General features: G+C 53.9%; 21 protein-coding genes, 1 tRNA gene and 1 riboswitch. Of the genes, 7 read left to right on the plus strand and 15 right to left on the minus strand.

Going from position 1 to position 23877, the window contains the following annotated elements; genetic code table 11:
- Positions 1 to 17 precede the first annotated feature (17 nt).
- The 8 genes from B5D39_RS06775 to alr all read right to left on the minus strand — a co-directional run bounded on the left by B5D39_RS06775 (position 18) and on the right by alr (position 9106).
- On the minus strand, positions 18 to 959 hold the full coding sequence (locus B5D39_RS06775; RefSeq protein WP_078789709.1) for a glycosyltransferase family 2 protein: 942 nt from the start codon (positions 957 to 959) through the stop codon (positions 18 to 20).
- Between the two features lie 66 nt (positions 960 to 1025).
- Positions 1026 to 1877: a c-type cytochrome biogenesis protein CcsB gene (ccsB, locus tag B5D39_RS06780; RefSeq protein ID WP_078789710.1), complete on the minus strand. Its 852-nt coding sequence runs from the start codon at positions 1875 to 1877 to the stop codon at positions 1026 to 1028.
- 17 nt (positions 1878 to 1894) lie between these two features.
- Complete coding sequence (gene resB / locus B5D39_RS06785) at positions 1895 to 3262, minus strand: cytochrome c biogenesis protein ResB (protein WP_078789711.1); 1368 nt, start codon at positions 3260 to 3262, stop codon at positions 1895 to 1897.
- Positions 3263 to 3464: 202 nt separating this feature from the next.
- Positions 3465 to 3734 carry a cytochrome c3 family protein gene (locus tag B5D39_RS06790; protein WP_078789712.1) on the minus strand — a complete coding sequence of 90 codons (270 nt, stop codon included), beginning with the start codon at positions 3732 to 3734 and terminating at the stop codon, positions 3465 to 3467.
- A gap of 91 nt (positions 3735 to 3825) precedes the next feature.
- Positions 3826 to 5100 carry a phosphoribosylamine--glycine ligase gene (gene purD, locus B5D39_RS06795; RefSeq protein ID WP_078789713.1) on the minus strand — a complete coding sequence of 425 codons (1275 nt, stop codon included), beginning with the start codon at positions 5098 to 5100 and terminating at the stop codon, positions 3826 to 3828.
- Between the two features lie 129 nt (positions 5101 to 5229).
- Positions 5230 to 6789: a bifunctional phosphoribosylaminoimidazolecarboxamide formyltransferase/IMP cyclohydrolase gene (gene purH / locus B5D39_RS06800; RefSeq protein WP_078789714.1), complete on the minus strand. Its 1560-nt coding sequence runs from the start codon at positions 6787 to 6789 to the stop codon at positions 5230 to 5232.
- A 130-nt stretch (positions 6790 to 6919) separates the two neighbouring features.
- On the minus strand, positions 6920 to 7960 hold the full coding sequence (selD, locus tag B5D39_RS06805; protein ID WP_078789715.1) for a selenide, water dikinase SelD: 1041 nt from the start codon (positions 7958 to 7960) through the stop codon (positions 6920 to 6922).
- A gap of 3 nt (positions 7961 to 7963) precedes the next feature.
- The gene (gene alr / locus B5D39_RS06810) at positions 7964 to 9106 is read right to left on the minus strand and encodes an alanine racemase (RefSeq protein WP_078789716.1); all 1143 of its coding nucleotides are present in this window, start codon (positions 9104 to 9106) and stop codon (positions 7964 to 7966) included.
- Between the two features lie 91 nt (positions 9107 to 9197).
- Positions 9198 to 9298: riboswitch (TPP riboswitch) on the plus strand.
- A gap of 67 nt (positions 9299 to 9365) precedes the next feature.
- Between alr and thiD the strand changes: the two genes are divergently transcribed.
- The 4 genes from thiD to B5D39_RS17335 all read left to right on the plus strand — a co-directional run bounded on the left by thiD (position 9366) and on the right by B5D39_RS17335 (position 13454).
- Positions 9366 to 10844, plus strand: a complete 1479-nt coding sequence (gene thiD, locus B5D39_RS06815) for a bifunctional hydroxymethylpyrimidine kinase/phosphomethylpyrimidine kinase (protein WP_078789717.1) — start codon at positions 9366 to 9368, stop codon at positions 10842 to 10844.
- Positions 10841 to 12130 (plus strand): phosphomethylpyrimidine synthase ThiC, encoded by a 1290-nt coding sequence (gene thiC / locus B5D39_RS06820; protein WP_078789718.1) that lies wholly within the window; start codon positions 10841 to 10843, stop codon positions 12128 to 12130. Before thiD ends, thiC begins: the two co-directional genes overlap by 4 nt.
- Positions 12131 to 12289: 159 nt before the next feature.
- The gene (nikR, locus tag B5D39_RS06825) at positions 12290 to 12709 is read left to right on the plus strand and encodes a nickel-responsive transcriptional regulator NikR (protein ID WP_078789719.1); all 420 of its coding nucleotides are present in this window, start codon (positions 12290 to 12292) and stop codon (positions 12707 to 12709) included.
- Between the two features lie 4 nt (positions 12710 to 12713).
- Entirely contained in the window at positions 12714 to 13454 is a 741-nt protein-coding gene (locus B5D39_RS17335; protein ID WP_078789720.1) for an energy transducer TonB, read from the plus strand.
- Here the strand turns inward: B5D39_RS17335 and B5D39_RS06835 are convergent.
- The 7 genes from B5D39_RS06835 to B5D39_RS06865 form a co-directional block, all read right to left on the minus strand.
- The gene (locus B5D39_RS06835; RefSeq protein ID WP_078789721.1) at positions 13451 to 14218 is read right to left on the minus strand and encodes an energy-coupling factor ABC transporter ATP-binding protein; all 768 of its coding nucleotides are present in this window, start codon (positions 14216 to 14218) and stop codon (positions 13451 to 13453) included. The genes B5D39_RS17335 and B5D39_RS06835 overlap by 4 nt on opposite strands.
- On the minus strand, positions 14215 to 15045 hold the full coding sequence (gene cbiQ, locus B5D39_RS06840) for a cobalt ECF transporter T component CbiQ (protein ID WP_078789722.1): 831 nt from the start codon (positions 15043 to 15045) through the stop codon (positions 14215 to 14217). The genes B5D39_RS06835 and cbiQ overlap by 4 nt, the downstream gene beginning before the upstream one ends.
- Positions 15046 to 15061: 16 nt before the next feature.
- Positions 15062 to 16084 carry an energy-coupling factor ABC transporter permease gene (locus B5D39_RS06845; protein ID WP_078789723.1) on the minus strand — a complete coding sequence of 341 codons (1023 nt, stop codon included), beginning with the start codon at positions 16082 to 16084 and terminating at the stop codon, positions 15062 to 15064.
- A gap of 79 nt (positions 16085 to 16163) precedes the next feature.
- On the minus strand, positions 16164 to 17000 hold the full coding sequence (locus B5D39_RS06850; RefSeq protein ID WP_078789724.1) for an SIR2 family NAD-dependent protein deacylase: 837 nt from the start codon (positions 16998 to 17000) through the stop codon (positions 16164 to 16166).
- Positions 16990 to 19545, minus strand: a complete 2556-nt coding sequence (locus B5D39_RS06855; protein ID WP_161947443.1) for an EAL domain-containing protein — start codon at positions 19543 to 19545, stop codon at positions 16990 to 16992. Before B5D39_RS06855 ends, B5D39_RS06850 begins: the two co-directional genes overlap by 11 nt.
- 213 nt (positions 19546 to 19758) lie before the next feature.
- Entirely contained in the window at positions 19759 to 20532 is a 774-nt protein-coding gene (locus tag B5D39_RS06860) for a roadblock/LC7 domain-containing protein (RefSeq protein ID WP_078789726.1), read from the minus strand.
- A 9-nt stretch (positions 20533 to 20541) separates the two neighbouring features.
- Positions 20542 to 21249 carry a DUF4388 domain-containing protein gene (locus B5D39_RS06865; protein ID WP_078789727.1) on the minus strand — a complete coding sequence of 236 codons (708 nt, stop codon included), beginning with the start codon at positions 21247 to 21249 and terminating at the stop codon, positions 20542 to 20544.
- A gap of 250 nt (positions 21250 to 21499) precedes the next feature.
- Between B5D39_RS06865 and B5D39_RS06870 the strand changes: the two genes are divergently transcribed.
- The 3 genes from B5D39_RS06870 (at position 21500) to gabD (ending at position 23876) form a co-directional block, all read left to right on the plus strand.
- Positions 21500 to 21575: transfer RNA gene (locus B5D39_RS06870), tRNA-Thr, on the plus strand.
- Between the two features lie 236 nt (positions 21576 to 21811).
- Entirely contained in the window at positions 21812 to 22324 is a 513-nt protein-coding gene (locus B5D39_RS06875) for a GNAT family N-acetyltransferase (RefSeq protein ID WP_161947444.1), read from the plus strand.
- A 97-nt stretch (positions 22325 to 22421) separates the two neighbouring features.
- Positions 22422 to 23876, plus strand: a complete 1455-nt coding sequence (gene gabD / locus B5D39_RS06880) for an NADP-dependent succinate-semialdehyde dehydrogenase (protein WP_078789729.1) — start codon at positions 22422 to 22424, stop codon at positions 23874 to 23876.
- Position 23877: the final 1 nt, after the last annotated feature.

The following is a 23877-nucleotide window of genomic DNA, read 5'->3' on the forward strand; positions in this document are numbered from 1 at the left end:
ATTCTCCACAGAATAGGTTACGGCTGCATACGGCGTACTGTTACCGATGGCTGGTTATAGCATGTTTGACGCTTCAGCGGGAGCAGAAACCCAACCAGTAACCCTGCACCGTTTGAGATATGCAGGAGAGGAAACAAAACCGGGAGTAGCAGAACGAACCAGATTGACCGCTTATCTACTGCAATATGGGCTGTGCAGACAGTGACGACCATAAGGTACAGCATCAATGGCCCCCACCAGAGTAGCCCCGGCATAAACGGGAGTGTCAGCAGGTACAGTAAAAAAACAAGCGGCACAAACGGCATCAGGCCGCTGAAACCGGCTATTCTGGTCTGTTCCGCCCTCCCACGTCCATAGCGATACATCTGCCTGATAAATGCAGGGATTGATGCGCGTTGGCTCCGTTCAACAGCAAGTGCCGGATCGTGCAGCAGTGTGCCGCCACCCTTCTTTAAACGATCAAGCAGCTCATTTTCTTCATTGGGATACAGGCGTTCATCCAGGCCCCCAGCTGCCAGAAAGTCAGCCCGCCTGATGGCAAGGTTACAGAGGATCAGCTCTCGCTCGGTGGTTTGCCTGACCGCTCCAACAGCCCGGTAACGGTTACGCACCCCCCCTGCCCCAAACAACGAACCAAGTACCGCACCAATCCCTTGCTGCAGCACACTATCCGTTGCCGGAGTACATGATGGACCTCCAACAACCACTACCCGAGGATCACCAAAATGCTGTTCAAGCCGCTGCAGGGCATCCGGTGCCACCAGTGCATCATCATCCAGAAAATAGATGATGTCACCTGTTGCCTGCTGCACGGCCTGATTACGCTGACAACTGGGGTTAGTCCCTTCTGCAACCAGCAGTTCGCAGTGATCAGACAGCCAGCCCAGGGCTGCTATCCTGTCTGCTGCCTGCGGTACCAGGCCCGGCTTGATCGGTATAATGATGGAAACCGTCAGCACTACACCCCCATAAACAGAAAAAACCGGGTGAACCCGGTTTTTTCAAGCAGTATCAAGCACTAGAAACTAGCTTAAATTACCATAGCTATGCAGACCTGACAACAACAGGTTTACTCCCAGATAGCAGAAAATGGTGGCAGCAAAACCGATGATCGAGAGCCATGCCGCCCGCTTGCCAACCCAGCCTTTGGTAAAACGGGCATGCAGAAAGGCAGCATAGACAAACCAGACAATCAGCGACCAGGTTTCTTTTGGGTCCCAGCTCCAGTAGGTTCCCCAGGCATAGTTAGCCCAGGCAGCACCGGTAATAATCCCCAGTGTCAGAAGCGGAAAACCAACCATGATTGCCTTGTAGTTCAGATCATCGAGCACTCTCGTTGGCGGAAATTGGGACATCAGCCCACCGGCAGACTCACTCCCCTTTTCTTCACTCTTGGCCTTGATCAAATACATGATCGAGACACCGCAGGCCACAGCAAAGGCAGCATAGCCAAGGAAGCAGGTAATAACGTGATAGAGCAGCCAGTTGCTCTGCAGGGCAGGCATCAGCGGATTGATATCAGTGGGCAGATAGAGCTGGGCCCAAGCCATACCAAGCAGGGCAAACGGCATGACAAAGGCACCAATGATCCGGTACTTGTACTTGATATCAATAATGCCGAAGATCAGCACAATGCTCCAGGCAAAGAAGACAACTGATTCATACAGGTTAGACATTGGGGCATGGCCCAGTCCGATATCATAGGACTCTTTCCAGCGCAGACCGATCGCTGCGGTCTGAACGGCAAAGCCGATCCAGGCCAGACCTGAGCCGACAAGCCCTACCGTCTTATTCCGGCTGGCAAGAAAACCGATAAAGGCCAGAGTAGATGCCATATAAAAGATAGTGGTTGCATTAAAGAGTTTTGCACTCAACATTATGATTATTCCTCCGCTCAGATATTCTGCTTCTGGAGTTCCTCGGACAATGCCTCAAACTCAGTCATGAATGCCGGCTGATTCTTGCTGGCATTGCCATAGATGCGCGCATAGCCGTGTTGCATCACAATCCAGACCCGCTTATGGGACATGAAGAAGGCGATGCAGAGACCAAGGCACATCATGATACAGCCGGTCCAGACCACCCAGACACCGGGGTCTTTGTTGACCTGCAGACCAGTGTACATCCGGGCATCGGTACCGATAAAGGTGAAAATCAAGCTATCCCCTCGCAGTTCATCCAGCGTGGGATTATTCTTAAATACCTTGAAAAACTTTGGTTCCGCTCCTTTATCGTTCACACTCAATACTGCAGCCGTACCCTCACCCGGGTTGTCAGTCAGATCAACAATGGAGATCAAACGTCCATCAGCCAAACGGGTCTGGCTGCCGGGGCGCAGAGCAATCTGTTCAGTTTTAGCGGTTGTACGGTTTTTGACCGTAAAGAAGAAGGTACTGGGGTCATTGGCCTGGCCATAGCTGGACTGATAGAAGGTAATTCCTTTATAGCTCAGCGGTTCGTTCACCACCACCCGTGCATGCTTGTAACCAGGAACCTCTTTGCCATTTTCAGTCAGGGTCAGGATACTCTTGAACTCCTTGGGCATCTGACTTGGGCCACCACCGCCAGGAGCATCATAAAAGGAAACCGTAAACTGGTCACACTTGACCTCAAAGCCCAGAGCGATGTCCTTGCCATTACGCGCTTTAATGGTGTTAACCGTTTCACCTTCTACAATGGCAACGAACCCCTTGTAGCCCCAGAGATTGCCGATGATCGTTCCAGCCATGATCACCAGAATACTGAAGTGAACAACATAGACACCAAGACGGCACCAGGCGTTCTTCTGGGCAAAAAGATGATACTGGTTACCAACCTGCGTAATAGTGGGCGATGAAAAATGCGATGAAAGAAACGCAGCAAGCTTATCCCGCGAGTCCTCAAGCGAACCGCTCAGCTTCAGATCTTTGCTTGTGAAAATTTTCTGCTGGGTTTCGGACAGTACTGTAGCTGGCTCTGAGACGAATTTGAACACATGGGGCAGACGTTTGATGGAACAACAAATCAGGTTGACACTGAACAGTGCAAGCAGTGCTAAAAACCACCACGAGTGGTACATATCAAAGAAGCCAAGCCTCTCATACAGTAGCTTGCGACCTGCACTAATGGTACCCCAATAGCGTTCATCAATATTCGGATACTGAGGAATAACCGTACCGATGATTGAGGTAATCGCCAAGGTAATCAGCACAAAGAGGGTAAGCTTGAGTGAACAAAAGAAATCCCAGATCTGTTGCACGAAACTACGCTGATTGGTACTCACTGAAAGCTCCATTAAAACCGTGTTAAAAAGGCAACATAAGGAAGATTGAATTCACGACTATTTCTGTATTGTATAAACCGTTATAGCGCAACATAAAAGAAATGGGTAGCGGTTTTTGACATAGAGGTTTGACAAAAATCAAATATATTAAAAAAGGGCCAGCAACCGCTGACCCTTTTAAATCGCACTAAGTGAGAATAGATTACTTCTTGTGGCAATCCTTGCAGCCTTGGGGACCCTTTTTCTCAGCTTTGTGGCACTTAACACAGAGCTTGTTGTGGCCTACTTCCTTGTTCATTTCAATCTTCTTGGGAGCGCCTTCATGGCACTTGGCACAGCCCAGCTTCATGTGTGCCTTGTGAGGGAAGGTAACCTTACCCATTGCGCCACCCTTGTACTCATAGCTGTCAGCAGCAAATGCGGCACCGGCAAAGGCAACTACGGCAAACATTGCGATAATAGCTTTTTTCATCGTTACAACCTCCTTGATGGTGTATAAAAGATGTGGAACTAAATCATAGCCCCTGAAGTTATGTCAAGCATTATACATACCAACCGTCCAATCAGATACGGCCAAGAGCCTTTTTACCGATATCACGGCGAAACTGCACCCCACGCCAGGAAATCTTGGCAACCCCTTGATAGGCCCGCTCAATCGCCGCTGCCACGGTATTCCCCAAGGCAGTAACCCCCAGCACACGCCCACCAGCAGTCAGAATCTGACCATCCTTTTCAACCGTACCGGCATGGAAAACCGTTACATCAGCAAGCTGTTCCGCTGCCTCAATTCCGGTAATAGCATCCCCTTTGGGGTAGTCACCAGGGTAGCCTTCTGCAGCCATGACCACACAGATCGCGGCCTGATCATGCCACTCAATGCTATGCTTTGACAGATCACCTTCAGCCACCGCCAGCAGCAGCGGCACCAGATCAGACTTCATCCGCATCAACAGAGGCTGACACTCTGGATCACCAAAACGAGCATTGAACTCTAAAGTCTTGACTTCGCCATCCTTAACCATCAGGCCGGCATAGACGATTCCCTGATAAGCGCAACCTTCAGCAGCCATACCATCAACCGCCCGCTGCACCACCTGCTCCATCGCCTTTTGATGTACCGCTGGCGTCACCACCGGAGCCGGGGAGTAGGCTCCCATACCACCGGTATTGGGACCCAGGTCACCGTCAAAGATAGCCTTGTGGTCCTGGGCTGAAGCCAGGGGTATGACAAACTTTCCATCAGTAATGGCCAGGAAGGAAGCCTCTTCACCGGTCAGAAACTCTTCAACAACCACTCGGGAACCGGCATCACCAAAGGCGTTGCCAGAGAGCATATCCTGCACTGCCTCAATCGCCTCAGCCTCGGTCTGGGCAATGATCACCCCTTTACCGGCAGCCAGACCATCGGCCTTGACCACAATCGGCGCGCCGGTCTTGCGGATAAAGGCCTCAGCAGCAGGGATCTCGGTGAAGACACCGTATGCTGCAGTGGGGATGTTATACTTATGCATCAGATCCTTGGAAAAGGCCTTGCTGGCCTCAATCCGCGCCGCAGCCCGACTGGGCCCGAAGATCTTGACCCCATACTCACGGAACAGATCCACAATCCCCAGCGACAACGGCAGTTCTGGCCCCACCACTGCCAGATCAATCCCCTCTGATTTGGCAAAGCCCAGCAACTTATCGATCTCTTCCACCTTGATCGGCAGGTTGGTGGCCAATTGTGCCGTACCAGGGTTACCAGGGGCACAGAAAATCTGTGTTACCAACGGCGATTGGGCGATCTTCCAGACCAAAGCATGTTCGCGGCCACCGCCGCCTATTACCAGAATTTTCATATGAGAAAACCTTTCAAAATCATAACGCAGAGTAAAACAGAGAGAGGCAGAGGAGCAGAGAAAGCAAATACCATCTTATCTTTCTCTGCATCCCTGCCACTCTGCGTCTCTGTGTTAAGGTTTAGCAAATCAGTGTCTAAAGTGGCGCATATTGGTAAACACCATCGCCATGCCATGCTCATTGGCTGCCTGAATCACCTCTTCATCCCGTACTGAACCGCCCGGCTGGATAATAGCGGTCACCCCTGCCTCGGCAGCGGCATCCACACCATCACGGAACGGGAAGAAGGCATCGGAAGCCAGTACCGTACCTTTGATCGGCAGCAGTGCCTTCTGAACAGCGATCTTGGATGAATCCACCCGTGACATCTGACCGGCGCCAATCCCGACGGTCTGGTCAGCATTGGTAAAGACAATGGCGTTTGACTTGACATGCTTGCAGACCCGCCAGGCAAAATCAAGTGCAGCCAGTTCCTGTGCGGTTGGTTGACGTTGTGACACAACCTTGCAGTCAGTGGCAGCCACCATCCCCAGATCACGGCCCTGCAGCAGCAGACCACCCACCACCCGCTTCAGGTCATAGCCGGTCTGCAGATGCCCGGCCAGCAGCGGTACCTGCATGACCCGCACATTTTTCTTGGCCGTAAAGATGGCGAGCGCCTCCTCGTCATAGCCAGGGGCGATGACCGCTTCCAGAAAGGTTGAGGTCAGCTCACGGGCAGCAGCAGCATCAACAATACGGTTAAAGCCGACAATACCGCCAAACGCGGAGACCGGGTCACACTCACGGGCCTTGAGATAGGCTGAGATGGGAGAATCACCCAGGGCCACACCACAAGGGTTGGTGTGCTTGATAATGACCGCAGCTGGTTTATCCGTAAACTCTTTGACGGTTTCTATAGCAGCATCAAGGTCGATAATATTGTTAAAGGAAAGCTCTTTCCCCTGCAACTGGACTGCATTGGAAACACAGGGCTCAGTAATACCACGTTCAACATAGAAGGCGGCTGACTGGTGGGGGTTTTCACCATAACGCAGATCCTGTGCCTTCTTAACCTGCAGGGTAAAGGTTTCAGGGTATTCAGCAGCGGTCTCACCCAAACGGGCGCCCAGCCAGTTGGAAATAGCACCATCGTATGCTGCGGTATGCTGATACACCTTCACGGCCAGACGAAAATTGGTCTTAACCGAAACACAGCCGCTATTGGCAGCCATCTCTTCCAGTACAGTGGCATAGTCAGCAGCATCAACCAGCACGGTCACATCATGATTGTTTTTTGCAGCAGAGCGCAGCATGGTGGGGCCACCAATATCAATGTTCTCAATGGCATCTTCAAGGGTGCAATCAGGCTTGGCCACGGTGGCCTCAAAGGGGTAAAGGTTTACCACCACCATGTCAATCGGCTCTATGCCATGCTCCTTCATCTTGGCCTGGTGCTCTGCATTGTCACGGATACCCAGCAGACCACCATGCACCTTGGGATGCAGGGTCTTGACCCGGCCATCCAGCATCTCAGGAAATCCGGTAAACTCAGACACATCCTTCACCGTCAGACCTGCGTCGCGCAGCAGCTTGGCGGTCCCGCCAGTGGACAGGATCTCCACACCATATCCTGCAAGGGTTTTAGAAAACTCTACAATACCGGTCTTGTCGGAAACGCTGATCAACGCCCGTGTAATTTTGGCCATGACGACACCTCGATGTATGTGTTGTTTGATTATCTTAATGATCTACGGTCAGGAGTGAGCTTTGTAGCATGGGAGACAGGGGCCTGCCAAGTGCTTTTGAAGCTGCAACGCGTATACAATACAAGAGAATTTAGTTCATGATCACCGGCAGGGCAGCCTTAGGCAATACGTCACCGATTGCTACGCAGAAGATACTGTTTTTGCTGGCCTCAGCCTGAAACAATGCCGCATCATCAGGGCCTAAGGCGATCAGCAGGCCACCGGAGGTCTGGGGATCAAACAACGGCAGTAGCCGGTCCGCTTCACAACTGCCTGCATCAATTTGCGAGAGATAAAAACTGCGGTTCTGATAACATCCGGCAGGCACCATGCCGTCTGCAATCTGCTCTGCAACCCCTGCCATCAAAGGGATTGCATCAAGCTGCAAGCGAAAGGTAACCCCTGCCCCCAGGGCCATCTCACAGCTATGGCCGATCAGGCCAAAACCGGTTACATCGGTGCAGGCTGAAGGATTGTGACGCAACATCAGCTCGGCAGCAGCACGGTTTAAAAGCGACATCCAACGTACCGCCTCTGCCTCCTGCGCCTCGGTTGCCATCTCTCCCTTAACTGCGGTGGACAGGATGCCACTGCCCAGCGGCTTGGTCAGCAGCAGCAGGTCACCGGGCCGGGCGGTACTGTTACGCAGCACCTGATCAGGATGCACAATGCCGGTCACTGCCAAGCCATATTTCAACTCTTCATCTTCAACCGTATGCCCGCCAACCAGGCAGCAGCCAGCCTCGTTCAGGGCATCCTGCCCGCCGGCCAGCAGTTCACCAAGCACCTCTGGCGGCAGGCTGCAGGTTGGAAAAAAAGCGATATTCATGGCGGTCAACGGCTTGCCGCCCATGGCATAGATATCGGAAAGGGCATTGGCAGCAGCAATCCGGCCAAAGGCACGGGGATCATCAGCAGGCGGCGTAATCACATCGCAACTCTCCACCAGCGCGATCTCCGGCGTCAGATAATAGACTCCCCCATCATCGGACGTCTCTGGTCCCACGATCAATCTGGGGTCAGCAGGACGTCTAAGTCCTGCCAACGCGGTGGCAAGGCCCTCCGGGCCCAGCTTGGCCGCTCAGCCCGCAGCTTTAACGGTTTGCGTCAGTTTGATCTTCTTGTTGGTCATAGCCTACTTTCCTGCTCCAATATACACCCGTGGCACCCGCTTACTGATGCCGCACAACAACTCGTACGGAATGGTACCGGCCCAACCGGCCACCTCTTCCGCAAAGACCGTGTTTCCCTGCCGGTCCTCCCCGATCAGGGTGACGTCATCCCCCACCGCCACACCAGGGATATGGCTGACATCCAGCATCAGCCAATCCATACAGACCGTACCGGAAACCTGTGCCCGCTCCCCTCTGACCAGCACTTGGCCCTTGTTGGTCAAGGCGCGAGGATAGCCATCGGCATAGCCCACCGGCACGCTGGCAATCAGAGTACGCTGTTCAGCCGTAAATCGGCGGCCATAGCTGATGGAGGTGGAGGGTTCAACCCATTTCAGCATGGCGATCTTGCTCTTCAGGCGCATCACCGGACGCAATGAAAGCCTGCCCTGAAAATCAGGTGAAGGCAGCGCCCCGTACAGTGCGATGCCGGGACGTACCAGATTGCAGAAGGGATAGTCATTCAGCAGCGCCCCGGCACTGTTGGCAATATGGATATAGCGGGGCGAAAAACCGGCCTTGCGGATCTGTTCCACTGCCCAGCCAAACCGCTCTCCCTGCAGCCGGGTAAAGTACTGGCCCGATTCATCCAGTTCATCGGCAGAGGCAAAGTGGGAAATCACCCCTTCCAGATAGATATTGGGCAGCAGCTTGAGGGCATCCAGCAGAGCAGGCACCTGATCATAGGGGATTCCCAGGCGGCCCATGCCGGTATCCACCTTCAGATGCACCAACGCCTTGCGGTAGAGTTTGCCCGCTGCCAGATCCAGCGCCTTCAGTTGTTCAAGGGAAAAAACAGCGGAGGAGATACCAAATCCGACACACTTGCGTTCCTGGCCAGGGTAGATCCCACCCAACAACAGCACTGGTTTATCAATGCCACTTTTACGCAGCTGGATCGCCTCAGCCAGAAAGGCTACGCCAAAGGCATCCACCCCCTGACGTTCAAGCTCTTTACTTACCTCAAGAAAGCCATGGCCGTAGGCATCGGCCTTGACCACTGCCAGCACGGCTGAGCGTGACGGTACGGAAGCGCGGACAACGGCATAGTTCTCCCGCAGGGCACCAAGATCTATCTCTGCAAAGGTTGGGCGACTGTCAAACATGCCACTTACTTACCACGGCCTGCCCCGGGGGGCAATCTGAAAACTCTGTGTACAGAAGCGGTTGACGACCTGCTGTTTTTATCGTATGGTGACGTCGCCCTGGGGGAGCCTTGCATAGGCTGAGACGGCTTTGCCGGACCCCTTGAACCTGAACCGGGTAATGCCGGCGGAGGAAAGCGGCCTCGTTCCCAGCATCTCTTTTCGGGCCGCCTGATTTGTATTCAGTGCGGCCCTTTTTCGTACCACGAGGTACTACACAATGTCTGAAAAAACCTTGCCACTGCGCCTGGTGGCAACAGCCCCCAAAACCATGCGGGACCGTTCCATTGCCGGAGTCTACCTGATCACTGATCAGCAGGACAACCTGCTTGAACGGGTAGCCCGGGCCCTGCGTGGCGGCGTAGCGGTGCTGCAGTATCGTGTCAAAGACAAGCCGTACGAGTTTTGTCTCGAAGAAGGTAGCAGCCTGAAGCAGCTTTGCAGCCGCTTCGGCTCTCTCTTTATTGTCAATGATGACCTGAAACTTGCCCATGATCTGGATGCAGATGGTGTCCATCTGGGGCAGGACGATGGTGCTCCCCAACAGGCCCGTGAACTGCTGGGGCCGAACAAGATCATCGGCGTCTCCACCCATAATCTGGAGGAAGCACTCAAGGCAGAGGCAGATGGTGCTGATTATCTTGGTTTTGGCGCCATGTACCCCACTGACAGCAAGAGCATCACCCATATGCCCGGTACCTCAGGGCTGGCTGCCATCCGCGACCGGGTCAAGCTGCCGATTGTGGCCATTGGTGGTATCAGCCCGGCCAATGCCTGCCGGGTGATTGAGGCTGGTGCTGATGCAGTTGCGGTCATTTCTTCGGTCCTGTCAGCTCCCCGACCAGAGGTGGCAGCTACAGAACTGCGGCTACTGTTCAACCGGCTGGCCCCCTATCCCCGTGGTGGTGTCCTGACGATTGCCGGCAGCGACTCCGGTGGCGGTGCCGGTATCCAGGCCGACCTGAAAACGATTACGCTGTTGGGCAGCTACGGGGCATCCGCCATCACTGCCCTGACCGCCCAGAATACCAAAGGGGTCAAGTCGATCCACGGCATCCCCCCGTCCTTTGTCAGAGATCAGATCGATACCGTGCTGACTGACCTGCCGATTGACCTGATCAAAACCGGCATGCTGCACACCCCGGCCATCATCTCGCTGCTGGCCGATTATCTGACTGAGCAGACCCATTATTATCCGGTGGTAATTGACCCGGTCATGGTGGCCAAGGGTGGCGCTTCCTTACTTGAACTGGATGCTGTCTCCATCTTTCAGGAAACTCTGCTGCCCCATGCCTACCTGCTGACCCCCAATATACCTGAGGCAGAACGGCTGATAAACTGTCGTATCAACAGTGAAGCCAGCATGGAACAGGCAGCCCGACAGTTACACGGCATGGGCGCAGCCAATGTCCTGATCAAAGGTGGACATATGAGCGGCGGTGATGCCGTTGATATCCTCTTTGACGGTCAGACCATCCACCGCTTTGCCTCAGAACGGTTCTTTACCAGCGCCACCCATGGCACCGGCTGCAGCTTTGCCTCTGCCATTGCCGCCTATCTGGCCCAGGGCGAACCGCTTAAAGAAGCAGTTCGTTTGGCCAAAAACTTTATTAGCAATGCCATCCGCCTGGCCCGTCCGATGGGCAAAGGCCATGGCCCGATCAACCACTACCTTGCTGCAAAGGAAACAGACCAATGACCCAGCTTGAAGCCGCCCGCCAAGGGATTATTACTGACAAGATGAAGACCGCTGCCGCTGCAGAAGGAGTTGCCCCGGAGTTTATCCGTGACGGCATTGCCAAAGGCACCATCATCATCAGCCATAACGACAAGACCCACAAGCATGGCATTCCGCTGGCTGTGGGAACCGGCCTGCGCACCAAGGTGAATGCCAACATCGGCACCTCAGCCGATGATACTGACATCACCAAGGAGCTTGAAAAGGCCCGTGTTGCGGTCAAGCATGGTGCAGACGCCATCATGGACCTCTCCACCGGCGGCCCGGTGGATGAGATCCGCCGCGCCATCGTGGCTGAGACCTCTGCCTGCATCGGCTCAGTGCCGCTCTATCAGGCTGCCACCGACACGGTGCGGGTCAAGAAAAAGGCGTTGGTGGATATGACTGCCGACGACATCTTCAAAGGGATCATCAAGCACCTTGATGACGGGGTTGACTTCATTACCGTACACTGCGGCGTAACCCGTGCCACGGTTGAGCGGATGAAAAACGAAGGCCGGATCATGGATGTGGTCTCCCGTGGCGGCTCCTTTACCATTGAGTGGATGTCCTACAACAACAAGGAAAACCCGCTCTACGAGAACTTTGACCGCCTGCTTGAGATTACCAAGGAGTACGATGCCACCCTGTCACTGGGGGATGGTTTCCGCCCCGGCTGTCTGGCCGATGCCACTGACCGGGCTCAGATCCAGGAGCTGATCATTCTGGGTGAGTTGACCCAACGGGCCTGGGACGCTGGCGTACAGGTCATGATTGAAGGACCGGGCCATGTGCCGTTGAACCAGATTCAGGCCAATATCCAACTACAGAAGCGACTCTGCCACGGTGCGCCGTTTTATGTGCTGGGACCACTGGTGACCGACATTGCACCTGGCTACGACCATATCACCTGCGCCATTGGCGGCGCCATTGCCGGGGCAGCCGGGGCAGACTTCCTCTGCTACGTTACCCCCTCAGAACACCTGGCCCTGCCGGAGATTGAGGATGTCCGCCAAGGTGTGATCGCCTCCCGCATCGCAGCCCATGCCGCAGACATCTGCAAAGGCCTGCCCGGTGCCATTGAAAAAGACAACGCCATGGCCCGTGCCAGAAAGAAGCTGGACTGGGAAGGGCAGTTTGCCCTGGCCCTTGACCCGGACCGGGCCCGGGAGTATCGTGCCAAATCACCGGTCTCCGAGCATGGCGCCTGTACCATGTGCGGTGAGTTCTGTGCGTACAAGGTGATGGATGAAGCGATGAAGAGGTAGGAACAGTCTTTTTCCGCTCTGGCCAAGTCAATCACCGGCAGGGATTGTGCGGCGTACCATGGTGTACGCCTCCGCTCCCTGCCTTGCTTGTCTCAGCCATAACGAAAAAATCCTCGTTCCTTACAACGTCTGGCAGTTTCGTTGATATGGAGGTTGGTCATGGGCGACATCACCCGTTTCGGCATCTCAATTGACAGTGATCTGCTGGACAGTTTTGATCGTCTGATTGCACAAAAGGGCTATCAGAATCGTTCAGAGGCAATTCGCGACCTGATCCGGGCAACGATTGTCGAGGAAAAAATGGATGCCGGCCATGAAGAAATGGTCGGCACCGTTACCATGGTCTACAACCACCATGTCCGGGATCTGGCCGATAAACTGACCGAACACCAGCACCAGCACCATCACCAGGTAATCTCTGCCCTGCATGTCCACCTTGATGCCCATAACTGCCTTGAAGTGCTGGTGTTACGCGGCAGCAGCACCGATATCAAACAGATTGCTGACGAACTGCTGGGGGTCAAAGGGGTCAAACACGGCAAACTGTTCCTCACCTCGGCTACTCCTGAACATCACTGACACCATGACCGCTCTTCCCCCAGGTCGGAAACTCCGCTCTATCCGACTCTATCTGCTTGCCTCACTGCTGTTGCATGGGGTGCTCTTTGCGGCGGTAATCCTGCTGTTACCAACCTTTGTGCAAGCCCCCCCCAAGGAATCTACTATCCTGATGACCCACCTTGGAGCACCGCCGCAAAACACCGGTAAGGAGCTGAAGCCCCAGACATCTCCGTTGCCTGCCAGCAGCCGGACGATTCCCATACCGTCAGCACTGCCGGTACCAGCGCCACCGGTGTCTGCACCGTCAAGCACCAGCATGCAACCGGTTAAGCGTAGTGAGACGCCACCAGAAACAGCAGCTATACCAGCACTCAATGCAAAGCAGGGTAAGGGAGCAACTGTCACTAAACAGGACACAGGAACCACGCTACCGGTGCAGACAGGTGTAACAGCTGGCAGTGGACGGATAGCGCCACAGGAAACAACATTTGGAGGTGCCAATGGCCCGGCCTTCAGGAACCGGGTTCAACCGGTATATCCATCACTGGCCAGGCGTCGTGGGAAGGAAGGGGTTGTTGTGCTGCGTCTCAGTATCAATGAAACCGGCCATCTGACCCGGCTTGAGGTGCTGGAAGATCCAGGTTATGGCTTTGCCGAGGCTGCCCAGGAGGCAGTTCGCGGATCAAGCTTTACCCCGGCTCACCACAATGGGAAACCGGTAGCAGTGTTGGCCACACTGCCAATCCGTTTTAACCTGCGCTAGGAAGTCTGTCCCCCTCGCTTGGCGCAGACAACACAGGCCTGCATGGAAAATGGCGGTTCAAGCCTGCATGAGGCAAGCAGCCCTGCATCAGCAAAGATATCCTCAGCAGCACCATCTGCCCTGATCTCCCCGGCATGCATCACAATCACCCTGTCACAGACCTCTGCCACCATATCAAGATCATGGCTGGTAATGATCCTGGTGTGACTGAACTCATTCAGCAGCTTGATAACCTCTCTGCGTGAGAACGGGTCAAGCCCTGATGTTGGCTCATCCATGACCAGCATTGCCGGATCCATGGCAAGCACCGTGGCAATGGCAACCCGCTTCTTTTCACCGCATGAAAGCCGATAGGGAGGTTTGGCGGCCAGGTGTCCGGCACAGACCGTATCCAGCGCGGCAGTTACCCTTTGTTCAACATCCTTTGTGGGCATACCAAGGTTAAGCGGCCCAAAGGCAACGTCATCAAACACCGTAGGCATGAAGAGCTGATCGTCAGGGTTCTGAAACACCATCCCCACTGTCCGCCGTACGTCGTGCAGGGTCTTTGGTGTAACTGGAAAATCACCGATTCTAACCTGACCGGATGTGGGGGTCAGATAGCCGTTTAACTGCTGCAGCAAGGTGGATTTTCCAGCGCCGTTGGCCCCGATCACGGCAACGGATTCGCCATGGTGGATTGAGAACGAGACCGAGCGCAGTGCTGCTGTCCCGTCTGGATAGGAAAAACTGAGCCGGTCTGCTGCTACGATATGGTGGCTCATGGGATTGTGGCCTGTGCAATAAAAAGACGGGTTACCGCCTCACCGATCAGGAGGGGGATGTTGGTAAAACGCAGGATCATAAAAACCGCCAACCAGCCAGCAACAAAAAGCAGCTCTCGCAAGCCAAATGCACCGGTGCGTTGAAGGTAAAATTCACCCTGAAATCCCCTGGCAAGCATGGCCATATGGATCCGCTCTGCACGTTCCCAGGATTTAAGCAACAGATGCCCGGTCATGGCTGCAAACGGTCCTATTCCCATGCCACGGTTGCCAAAGGCACGCAGCTCTCGGGCACGGGAGGCATTGGCAGCGTCGTCAGCAAGCACGAACAGATAGCGCTGCATAAAGAGTAGTTGCACCACAAGTGCCTGCGGCATGCCAAGCCGTTCTAACGCCCCGCAAACAGCAGTGAAACCGGTTACTGCTACCAGCATGAGAGCAGCGGTTACGGTCAGAGTCGCACGGACTACAATGGATGCACAGGAGAGCCAGCCACCACTGATGCCAAAGGAGCCAATGCTAAGCCGGATCTCCTGATCAAACAGGGGATTGAAGATACCGATTGCAGCGGCAAATGGTATTACCAGGGCAACCTTACGCACAATAAAACCTGCCGGAAGATCTGCCAAAACCACCATAACCACAGGAAAGATGAAAAACGGTACCATGGCGCTCAGTTCATACCTGCCAAACGATACAACCGTTATAATGAACAGCAGCACAACCAGTACCTTGGCCCTGGCATCAAGCCGGTGAATAACCGTATCCTGTGCGGCAAGCAGGTCCAGTTGCCGGAAATCAAGCATTGATCCTTCAATGGTCGCCATGCTTAGCTGCAGCCTCTCATAGGGATGCTCTTCCCCGTTTTAACAGGGCTCCAGCCACTATCAGCAGTACCAAGGTAATGCCAACACCAACAATGCCGGCAAGACTGGTTCCCCTGTTTTCAGCACGTGCAGAAGCCGATTGTTCACTAGCCACAGGCTTTTTAAAGGCATAGTCAGGCAGGAACGCAACCTTTTCCTGAATAGCCGCAAGCAACATATGTAGCTTAGTATCCGGTGACGTAAGCTCTGCAGTTCCGGTAACCCTGGTTATGGCCCATTCCAATCCATCTGGGTCCTTAGATGCAACCAGTGAAACAACCCCTCCGGTCAGAACGGCTGCACAAACAAAAGCAATCAGCAGGTTACGCATCGGGAAGACCATTGCTGCAGCGGTCCTCCGGGCAACATGCATCAGTTCTGGACGGGCCAGGTAGACAAAGGAGATAACCGCAGCAGTCACCACCCCTTCCACCAGCCCGATTGCCAGATGCACCGGCTGCATCATCAGTAGAAAGGTTGTAAAAGGAAGGGCTGAGAGGCCGGAAAACAGGGTTTCAAGTACCACTGCAAAGGGACCAAGCTGCAGGGTTACCAGAGCTGAAACCACAATTGCAAAGGTCAGGCGGGTTCCCCCCGGATCTTGTCCAGCAAGCCTTTTGTACAGCAAAGGATAGACCAGAAAGGCGGGGATGACCCCCATATTGAAGATATTGCAGCCCAGGGCAAGCAGCCCGCCATCTGCAAAAAACAGGGCCTGGACAATCAACACCCCTGTTATGGCAAGCAGGGCAGCGTGCGGCCCCAGCAGGATGGCAAGTAGTATTCCACCACCAAGGTGTCCACTTGAGCCGGTACCCGGTATACTGAAGTTGATCATCTGGGCCGCAAAAAGAAACGCCCCCATCACCCCCATCAAAGGGACCCTGCGGTCATCCACCTCTGCCCGAAGCCTTGAGGAGCTATAGGCAACAGCTCCAGCAGATACCGCCCACATTGTCCCTCCCACAGCAGGAGACACAAGTGCATCTGCCATATGCATAGATACCTCCAGTGCCACTAAAAATAAAATCGTAGCACCAGTCTATACGCCACCGGTTCATTGGTGTCAACCGGAGCAACTAAAAATGGGAATCGATTGCCATCAGTCCTTCCAGCGCCCCGCAGGCCAGACCGATGTGGGGCGCTGCTATCTCCGGTTCACGGGTATTGATCCTGATCACCGTGGCACCGACATGACGCCAGCCCAGCCGTTCAGAGGTAGCGCGGATAGTAGGAATGGCGGTACCTGCCCCCATCTCGATCACCACAATCTTCTTATCACCCTGCTGATCCAGAAACTGCTGCAGCCGCTGTTCCTGCTGGTGGGTTCGCTCCGGTAGCCATGACCAGTCACCAAACATCAGGATATTGGGGCGACTTACCCCGTTGCAACGGGGACAGCGGGGGATATGACCGGCCCGCATGGTGACCAGATCAACCGGAACCTGTTCGTGGTTGGGCCAGATGATGTCAGAACAGGGGGAAAGGCACTGCAGCCAGTGGATTGAACCATGCACTTCAAGCATACGCTCATCGTCAAAACCGGCCTTCTGAAACTGACCATCCACGTTGGAGGTAACCACAAAGTACGGGGCAGCCTTTTTCTCTATCCAGTTTTTGATAATCCCAAACCCGGCATGGGGAACCGTGTCTCGGTAGAGGTTGGTGCGATGGCCGTAGAAGCCCCAGCCAAAGGAGGGATCACGCTGAAAATGCTCCGGGTTGGCACACTCCACAAAGGAAAGCCCCAACCGGGCATAGGGTGGGTAAGCCTGCCAGAAACCCTGGTTGCCGCGAAAATCAGGCAGACCGGAATCCACCCCCATCCCGGCCCCGGCGGTGATAACAAACAGATCAGCAGTGCGGATCAAATCTGCAGCCTGTTCAATCCGGGCACGGATATTTTCACCCCCCATCAGACAACCCTTGATCAATAAACTCTGCAAACTTCTCTGGCGCTAGTGACCGACTGAACAGGAACCCCTGAATGGTCGTACAGCCCCGAGCCAGCAAATGTTGTTTCTGTTCCTCGGTCTCTACCCCTTCTGCAATCAGTTCCAACCCCAACTCCTGCGCCATGGCGATGATGGTATTGACCACCGCTGTATCTGACGGGGTTGTATGCAATCGATGAATAAATGACCGGTCCACCTTCAGCTCCTGTACCGGCAGCCGGGAAAGGTAGGCAAGAGAGGAATACCCGGTACCAAAGTCATCCAGAGAAAGACTGACCCCCAGATCACGCAGTTCCTGCAGTTTCTGCTGGGCGTGGGCTGTGTCAATCATCAGCATGCTTTCGGTCAACTCAAGACAGAGCAAGGCCGGATCAAGGCCAGACTCAGCCAGAATCTGGCGAACGGTCTCAGCCAGATCACCCCGCTGAAACTGCAGGGCTGAGATATTGACCGACAGACGCAGAGAGACCATACCTGCACGCTGCCAGGCTACGGCCTGACAACAGGCCTGCTGCAAGACCCAGGTACCCACCGGAACAATCAGGCCGGTTTCCTCAAGAATAGGTATAAACTCAGTGGCACTAACCGGCGCAAGGTCGGGGCATTCCCAGCGTAGCAGCGCCTCAACTCCGATCACCCTGCCGGTTGCCAGGCAGATCTGGGGTTGATACTGCAGGCTGAATTCTTCATTTTCAAGTGCTCGATGCAACCGGGAAGCCAGCATCAGACGGTAGTGGGCCTGCTGGTGGAAATCACTGGTATAACAGACGATAGTGTTACGCCCCAACCGCTTGGCCTCGTGCAGGGCCGCCTCGGCGTTGCGCAACAGATTATTTTCCTCTTCACCATCATCCGGGTAGATCACCAGGCCGATACTGGCAGTAATAGCCAGCTCCACCTCTTCCACCACAAACAGCTCCGATAACAGCCGTTTCACCTGATGGGCAAGATTGACGGCCATCTCCCGATCCCCTGTAAGAGGGGCAACCAGGAAGAATTCATCGCCAAGAAACCGCCCCACCACCGAATCTTCAGAAGCCGTCCGCTTCAGGCGTTTGGCAACTTCAATCAGCAACAGGTCACCAAAGTCATGACCAAAGGTATCGTTGACAAACTTGAGGTTGTCGATGTCGATCAGCAGAAGGGACAAGGTCTGTTGTGCCTCCATCCGCTTGACAGTGGCACTCAGGTGGTTTTCCAGATAGTAGCGGTTATAGAGGCCGGTCAGGCTGTCATGGCTGGCCTGCCAGTTCAGGGACTCTTCATGGGCCTTACGGCTGGTGATATCCTCTTTGACAGCAATAAAATTGGTGATTTCACCGGCCTCATTCCTGATCGGTGCAATACTGCAGAGATCCCAGTACAGAGTGCCGTTCTTACGTTTATTACAGAACTCCCCCCGCCACTCCCGACCTGCGGAGATGGTCTGCCAGAGCTCTGCATACAGTTCCGGCGGCTGTTTTCCTGACTTGAGCAGACTGGGCTTTTGCCCGATAATCTCATCATACCTATAGCCGGTTACCATGCAAAAATGGGGATTCACATATTCGATCACCCCCTGGGTATCGGTAATAATGACTGAGTTGGCGCTCTGCTCAACCGCTGCAAACAGTTTACGCCGCTCTTCAACCTGATGGTTCAGATCGGCTGTCTTACGCAGCACTTCACGCCGCAGCAGGGCCACAAAGATACCAAGCAACAGCGCCCCACCCAACACCCCGCCCAAACTCCACAAGAGCCAGCGCGGCATACGATACCCGGCCCCTTCTATCCCCAGCCAACGTTTCAGAGACTGGTGATAGACCGAGTTACGGTCCTTTTTCATCGCTTCTAGCCGGGTATCAAAGGCGGCAAGAAGTGCCGCATGTTTGCCCTTTGGTGCAGCCACCTGCACCGAGACCGGGCTGAAGATGATCGGCGTGGGCTTAACTTTAAAAGAACGCTCGTTTAAAAGGGAAAAAAAGCGGTTTGCCACCCCGGCATCCACTTCACCCCAGTCAATCATATCAAAGACATCTCTAAAATTATCCGCGTAGACCAGATCACAACGGATATTAAACTGCTGCAGCATCTTGATAAAAGTATTGCAGTAGACATCATTCTTTACTACGGCGACCCGCTTGCCATTCAAATCAGCATAGTTCTCAATCTTCTGACCAGGACGGCTGTAGAGCAAGCCCCAGTTTGATATGACGGTGTGCTGATTATAACTGTATTTCTGTGCCCTTTCCGGGGTCTGGGCAATACCCACCAGCAGATCAATCTCTGCGTTTTCAAGGTTTTCAAGACATGTATTCCAGATACAGGGGGCATATTGGATAGTCCACCCTTCCCGGCTGGCCACCTCCTCAACGATGTCAATCATAATCCCCTGAGCCTTGCCATTTTCTGCAGTGCCGGCCATGGGATGATTCTGTTCGTAGCCCACCCGTACGACTTGATCCGCATGGGTAAAAGTCGGCAGATGCAGGATAAGCAGCACTATTGCACACGCTGTTAGCATCATAGGATGCATATGTTTCATGCAGCTGCTCCCTCAGAATAACTTGTAATAAGCAGACTCAGAATTGTTTGATTCTACCATAGCTCCATGATCCTGCAACCAGATTACGTTTCAATTTTACGACATCTGTTCAGCTACTATCGCTGCAAAAGAAACAAAGAAGCCGCACTCTTTTGAAGTGCGGCCCGGTTTGAAATCTTACAGCGACATTAAGACTTAGATCCCTTCCCATCCAAACAGGCCGGTCCCCTTCGGCACCTCAATCATCACCCGGTCTCCCTCTTTTAGCTGCAGGTGCTCTGCAGCAGCCAGGGTGATCAGCACCCTGCCATCAAAAAGGTTTTCTTTATCATCTTCAATAATATCCAATGAAATAATTGAGTTAAGGTTATTACGGGGATTGGTCAGAGAAAATTTCTTTGAAGGACGCGAGCTGTAATGACGCCAAATACTACGGCAGGTGGAGCGATTGACCGAGACATGTTCCTCCATTGATGACCAGAACGTCCCCCCGGTCCTATCCACTATCTGCACCTGTAACAGCATCTTACCGTTTTCAATCTGCAGCGGCATAAAGGTCCAACCGGTGCCAGACTGAAGCGGCGGAGTCATCTGGCTGGGCTGGGCTGCTGCAGACTGCTGTGCTACCGGCTGTACCGGTATTTTTTCCAGTTTTTTTGCGGCCACATTCAAAGCGATTGAAAGCACCTGAATATTGACACCAGGTTCACAAAGCAGCACTAGAGACCGTTCTCCAGCAGAACGGGCAATCAGCTTACCCAACTCAAAGCGGATTTCTGACTGCCTGACACCTCCGGTGGCATCTTCAAGACCGAACTGTTGTTCCATCAACAAAGTTGCAACCTTGGCAAGCTGACCACTATCGTACATATCAGGCATTGAACGGACAAGTAACTGACCGCTATCATCCGCAATCATACCGCCGATAACCCCCGGCGAAGTAACCACACTACGCAGCACTGTTTCCATTATCCCCTCCTACCCCTGATTTCCCAAGGCACGCCGGACTTCGGCCTCAACCGCAGAGGGCTTGGCCTCTCCCTGCACACCGACAAAGAGGTAGTTTTTTGCCCCTTCAAGGGAGACGATATGGCCAGAAACACCCTGCACCACTGCTCCCTTAAAGCTGCCCAAACCCAGCTCATCACCTATCTGGCTGGATGTCGATACCAGATACATCCCCTGGGCAGCGAGGGATTCTGCATTGCTGCCAATAGATTGAACCACCGTACCACTCCGATCGGTCAAGGCAACATCCTGCAGGCCTGCAATACCGGATAGCCGATCCTTCATCCCGCCCCCTTTTGGCACCTGTGCAGTTTCTGCTGCCGGGTTCTGTTGCTCCAGGCCTGCAGCAATCTCATCCTGCAACCGCAAGGCATCCAACAAAAGATACTGAAAGTTCTCGTTAATTGTCTGACGTGTAGTGCCTACCTTCGGCTCAGCCCTGAAGGTGCCACCTCCCCAGGCAAGGACACGCGCAAAGGCATCCTTCCCCTCAAACTGATCAAGCTGGGCGTGCACCAGATCACCCTCACGGAAAAAGAGATGACCAGATTTGCCATTTTGCTCCACCACAATCCGTCCACTAAAACGCCCCATGGCCTTGATTTGCAGCAGATCCGTCAGACTCATGCCTGACACTTCACCATCAAATCCCGTTGTTTGTTGGGCTGTAGAACTCATACGCCCTCCCCCATACCATGTAAATCCATAACAAAACGCCTATTTATTTACAGACGATACATTTTGATGCCGTTTTTATTAGCTCTATTCAAATGTCAGAATTCGTATAAAGACGCTATGCGCGCAGTTTACATAAAACACTGTTTATGTCAATCATACATTCCTCTTAGATTCAGACACAAAGCTCATTTCGATTCTGGCTAGACTTGACTTAAACTACCCGATGGTATAGAAGATTAGCTCTCTCCACGCCACTTTAGCTCAGATGGTAGAGCAACTGATTCGTAATCAGTAGGTCAGCGGTTCGATTCCGCTAAGTGGCTCCAGCTACTTGTCAAGGCTCCGCACTAACCTGGAGCCTTTTCTTTTTAACCCAGATTTTCCATTGGGACGCGAGATGCTGCCGAGATGGTTTGCGAGCAGATGTTCGGCCGTTTGACGAGACAATAGCCGAAGCTATTGGTGAGGAAAACGGGCGGACAGATGCCGGAAAACATCCGGCAGGGCTCGCGTAGGCGCTGTGCGCCGCCTAATGGAATATCTGGGGTTAAGGGAGGTTCCCATGCACAGCACACCCCGCTTTAAAACTGCCACCATTGACGACATCCCAGCTTTGCAAGATTCAGCCCGCCGTATCTGGCACGCCCACTACCCTGGTATTATTACTGTGGAACAGATCGACTACATGCTGGCTGAAGGCTATTCGTCAGACCGGATAGCTGCTGAGATGACCAAACAAGGGGTCACCTGGCTAAAGATTCTTGATGACAAGGAAATGATCGGCTTTGCCGCTTTCGGACCTTATGGTGAACATACAGTCAAGCTGCACAAACTGTATCTTGATGTTGCCTGCCACGGCAGAGGTATCGGCAGCGCAGCGCTGGCAGAGGTAGAGCAACGCGCAACGGCAGATGGCGCCACGGCCATTATCCTGAACGTCAATAAATACAATTACAAAGCCATTGCGAGCTATGAACGTAATGGCTATCAGGTGGCTGATTCCGTGGTCAACGAGATTGGCAACGGTTTTGTGATGGATGATTATGTAATGAAAAAAATACTGATTAAATACTGAATCAGCCTTGTTTGTAACAAAACCAGCAATGACAGCGTCATACACATCTGATATAGTGACAAATCACGCACTTGATTATGAACCCGAGGTAACGCCAATGCTCAACCTTCGCGACCAATCTCTTTTGCGCCAATCCTGTTACCTGAACGGCCAGTGGCTTGCTGCAGACAGCGGCAAGACCATTGAGGTCACCAACCCTGCCACCGGCGAGGTTTTGGGTACCATCCCCAAAATGGGCACTACTGAGACCCGTCGTGCCATAGAGGCAGCCAATGCAGCCTGGCCTGCCTGGCGGGCCAAGACCGCCAAAGAACGGGCAACCATCCTGCGGCGCTGGTTTGAGCTGATGCTAGAGAATCAGGAAGACCTGGCAGTTATCATGACTGCCGAGCAGGGCAAGCCGCTGGCTGAGTCCCGTGGTGAGATCGCCTATGCTGCCTCCTTTATTGAGTGGTTTGCCGAAGAGGGCAAACGGCTCTACGGTGACACCATCCCTGCCCATGGCCGCGACAAACGGATCGTGGTCATAAAAGAACCGATCGGTGTCTGTGCCGCCATTACCCCCTGGAACTTCCCGTCTGCCATGATTACCCGTAAAGCAGGCCCTGCCCTGGCTGCCGGTTGCACCATGGTGGTCAAGCCAGCCACAGCCACCCCCTTTTCTGCCTTGGCCCTGGCAGAGCTGGGAGAACGGGCTGGTATTCCGGCCGGGGTGTTCAGTGTGGTTACCGGCTCTGCCGGTGAGATCGGTACTGAGATAACCTCTAACCCGATCATCCGTAAGCTGACCTTTACCGGTTCCACCGAGATCGGCAAGCAGTTGACTGCCCAGTGTGCTGCCACCATGAAGAAGGTCTCCATGGAGCTGGGTGGCAATGCCCCGTTTATTGTGTTTGATGATGCTGATCTGGATGCTGCTGTTGAAGGGGCCATCGCCTCCAAATACCGTAACACCGGACAGACCTGTGTCTGCACCAACCGGTTGCTGGTACAGGCCGGGGTCTATGACACCTTTGCAGAGAAACTTGCTACTGCCGTAGCCCAAATGCGGGTGGGTGATGGTCTGAAGGAAGATGTCCAGCAGGGTCCATTGATTGATGAGGCCTCCGTACAGAAGGTTGAAGAGCATATTAACGATGCTGTCACTAAAGGGGCCCGTATAGCTTTAGGCGGCAAGCGTCATGCACTGGGCGGCACCTTCTTCCAACCCACCATCCTCTGTGATGTGACCCCTCAGATGCTGGTGGCACGGGAAGAGACCTTTGGACCGGTGGCACCGATCTTCAAGTTCAACACCGACGCAGAAGCGATCCAGATGGCCAATGATACTGAATTTGGTCTGGCTTCCTACTTCTACACCCGTGACATCGGTCGGGTCTGGCGGGTGGCTGAGGCACTGGAATACGGCATGGTGGGGATTAACACCGGCCTGGTTTCAACGGAGATCGCCCCCTTTGGCGGGGTCAAGGAGTCCGGTATCGGTCGGGAAGGTTCCAAGTATGGCATCGAGGACTACCTTGAAATCAAGTACCTCTGCATGGGCGGGATATAAG

It is taken from the genome of Trichlorobacter thiogenes (assembly GCF_900167465.1).
In the GTDB taxonomy this organism is placed as follows: Bacteria; Desulfobacterota; Desulfuromonadia; order Geobacterales; family Pseudopelobacteraceae; genus Trichlorobacter; species Trichlorobacter thiogenes.

Coding starts and splice junctions, on each gene's coding strand:
- ccsB (WP_078789710.1), bottom strand. CDS start 1,877: ATGTTGAGTGCAAAACTCTTTAATGCAACCACTATCTTTTATATGGCA.
- B5D39_RS06790 (WP_078789712.1), bottom strand. CDS start 3,734: ATGAAAAAAGCTATTATCGCAATGTTTGCCGTAGTTGCCTTTGCCGGT.
- purD (WP_078789713.1), bottom strand. CDS start 5,100: ATGAAAATTCTGGTAATAGGCGGCGGTGGCCGCGAACATGCTTTGGTC.
- purH (WP_078789714.1), bottom strand. CDS start 6,789: ATGGCCAAAATTACACGGGCGTTGATCAGCGTTTCCGACAAGACCGGT.
- alr (WP_078789716.1), bottom strand. CDS start 9,106: ATGTTTGACAGTCGCCCAACCTTTGCAGAGATAGATCTTGGTGCCCTG.
- thiD (WP_078789717.1), top strand. CDS start 9,366: ATGTCTGAAAAAACCTTGCCACTGCGCCTGGTGGCAACAGCCCCCAAA.
- thiC (WP_078789718.1), top strand. CDS start 10,841: ATGACCCAGCTTGAAGCCGCCCGCCAAGGGATTATTACTGACAAGATG.
- nikR (WP_078789719.1), top strand. CDS start 12,290: ATGGGCGACATCACCCGTTTCGGCATCTCAATTGACAGTGATCTGCTG.
- B5D39_RS17335 (WP_078789720.1), top strand. CDS start 12,714: ATGACCGCTCTTCCCCCAGGTCGGAAACTCCGCTCTATCCGACTCTAT.
- B5D39_RS06835 (WP_078789721.1), bottom strand. CDS start 14,218: ATGAGCCACCATATCGTAGCAGCAGACCGGCTCAGTTTTTCCTATCCA.
- cbiQ (WP_078789722.1), bottom strand. CDS start 15,045: ATGGCGACCATTGAAGGATCAATGCTTGATTTCCGGCAACTGGACCTG.
- B5D39_RS06845 (WP_078789723.1), bottom strand. CDS start 16,084: ATGCATATGGCAGATGCACTTGTGTCTCCTGCTGTGGGAGGGACAATG.
- B5D39_RS06850 (WP_078789724.1), bottom strand. CDS start 17,000: ATGGGGGGTGAAAATATCCGTGCCCGGATTGAACAGGCTGCAGATTTG.
- B5D39_RS06855 (WP_161947443.1), bottom strand. CDS start 19,545: ATGATGCTAACAGCGTGTGCAATAGTGCTGCTTATCCTGCATCTGCCG.
- B5D39_RS06860 (WP_078789726.1), bottom strand. CDS start 20,532: ATGGAAACAGTGCTGCGTAGTGTGGTTACTTCGCCGGGGGTTATCGGC.
- B5D39_RS06865 (WP_078789727.1), bottom strand. CDS start 21,249: ATGAGTTCTACAGCCCAACAAACAACGGGATTTGATGGTGAAGTGTCA.
- B5D39_RS06875 (WP_161947444.1), top strand. CDS start 21,812: ATGCACAGCACACCCCGCTTTAAAACTGCCACCATTGACGACATCCCA.
- gabD (WP_078789729.1), top strand. CDS start 22,422: ATGCTCAACCTTCGCGACCAATCTCTTTTGCGCCAATCCTGTTACCTG.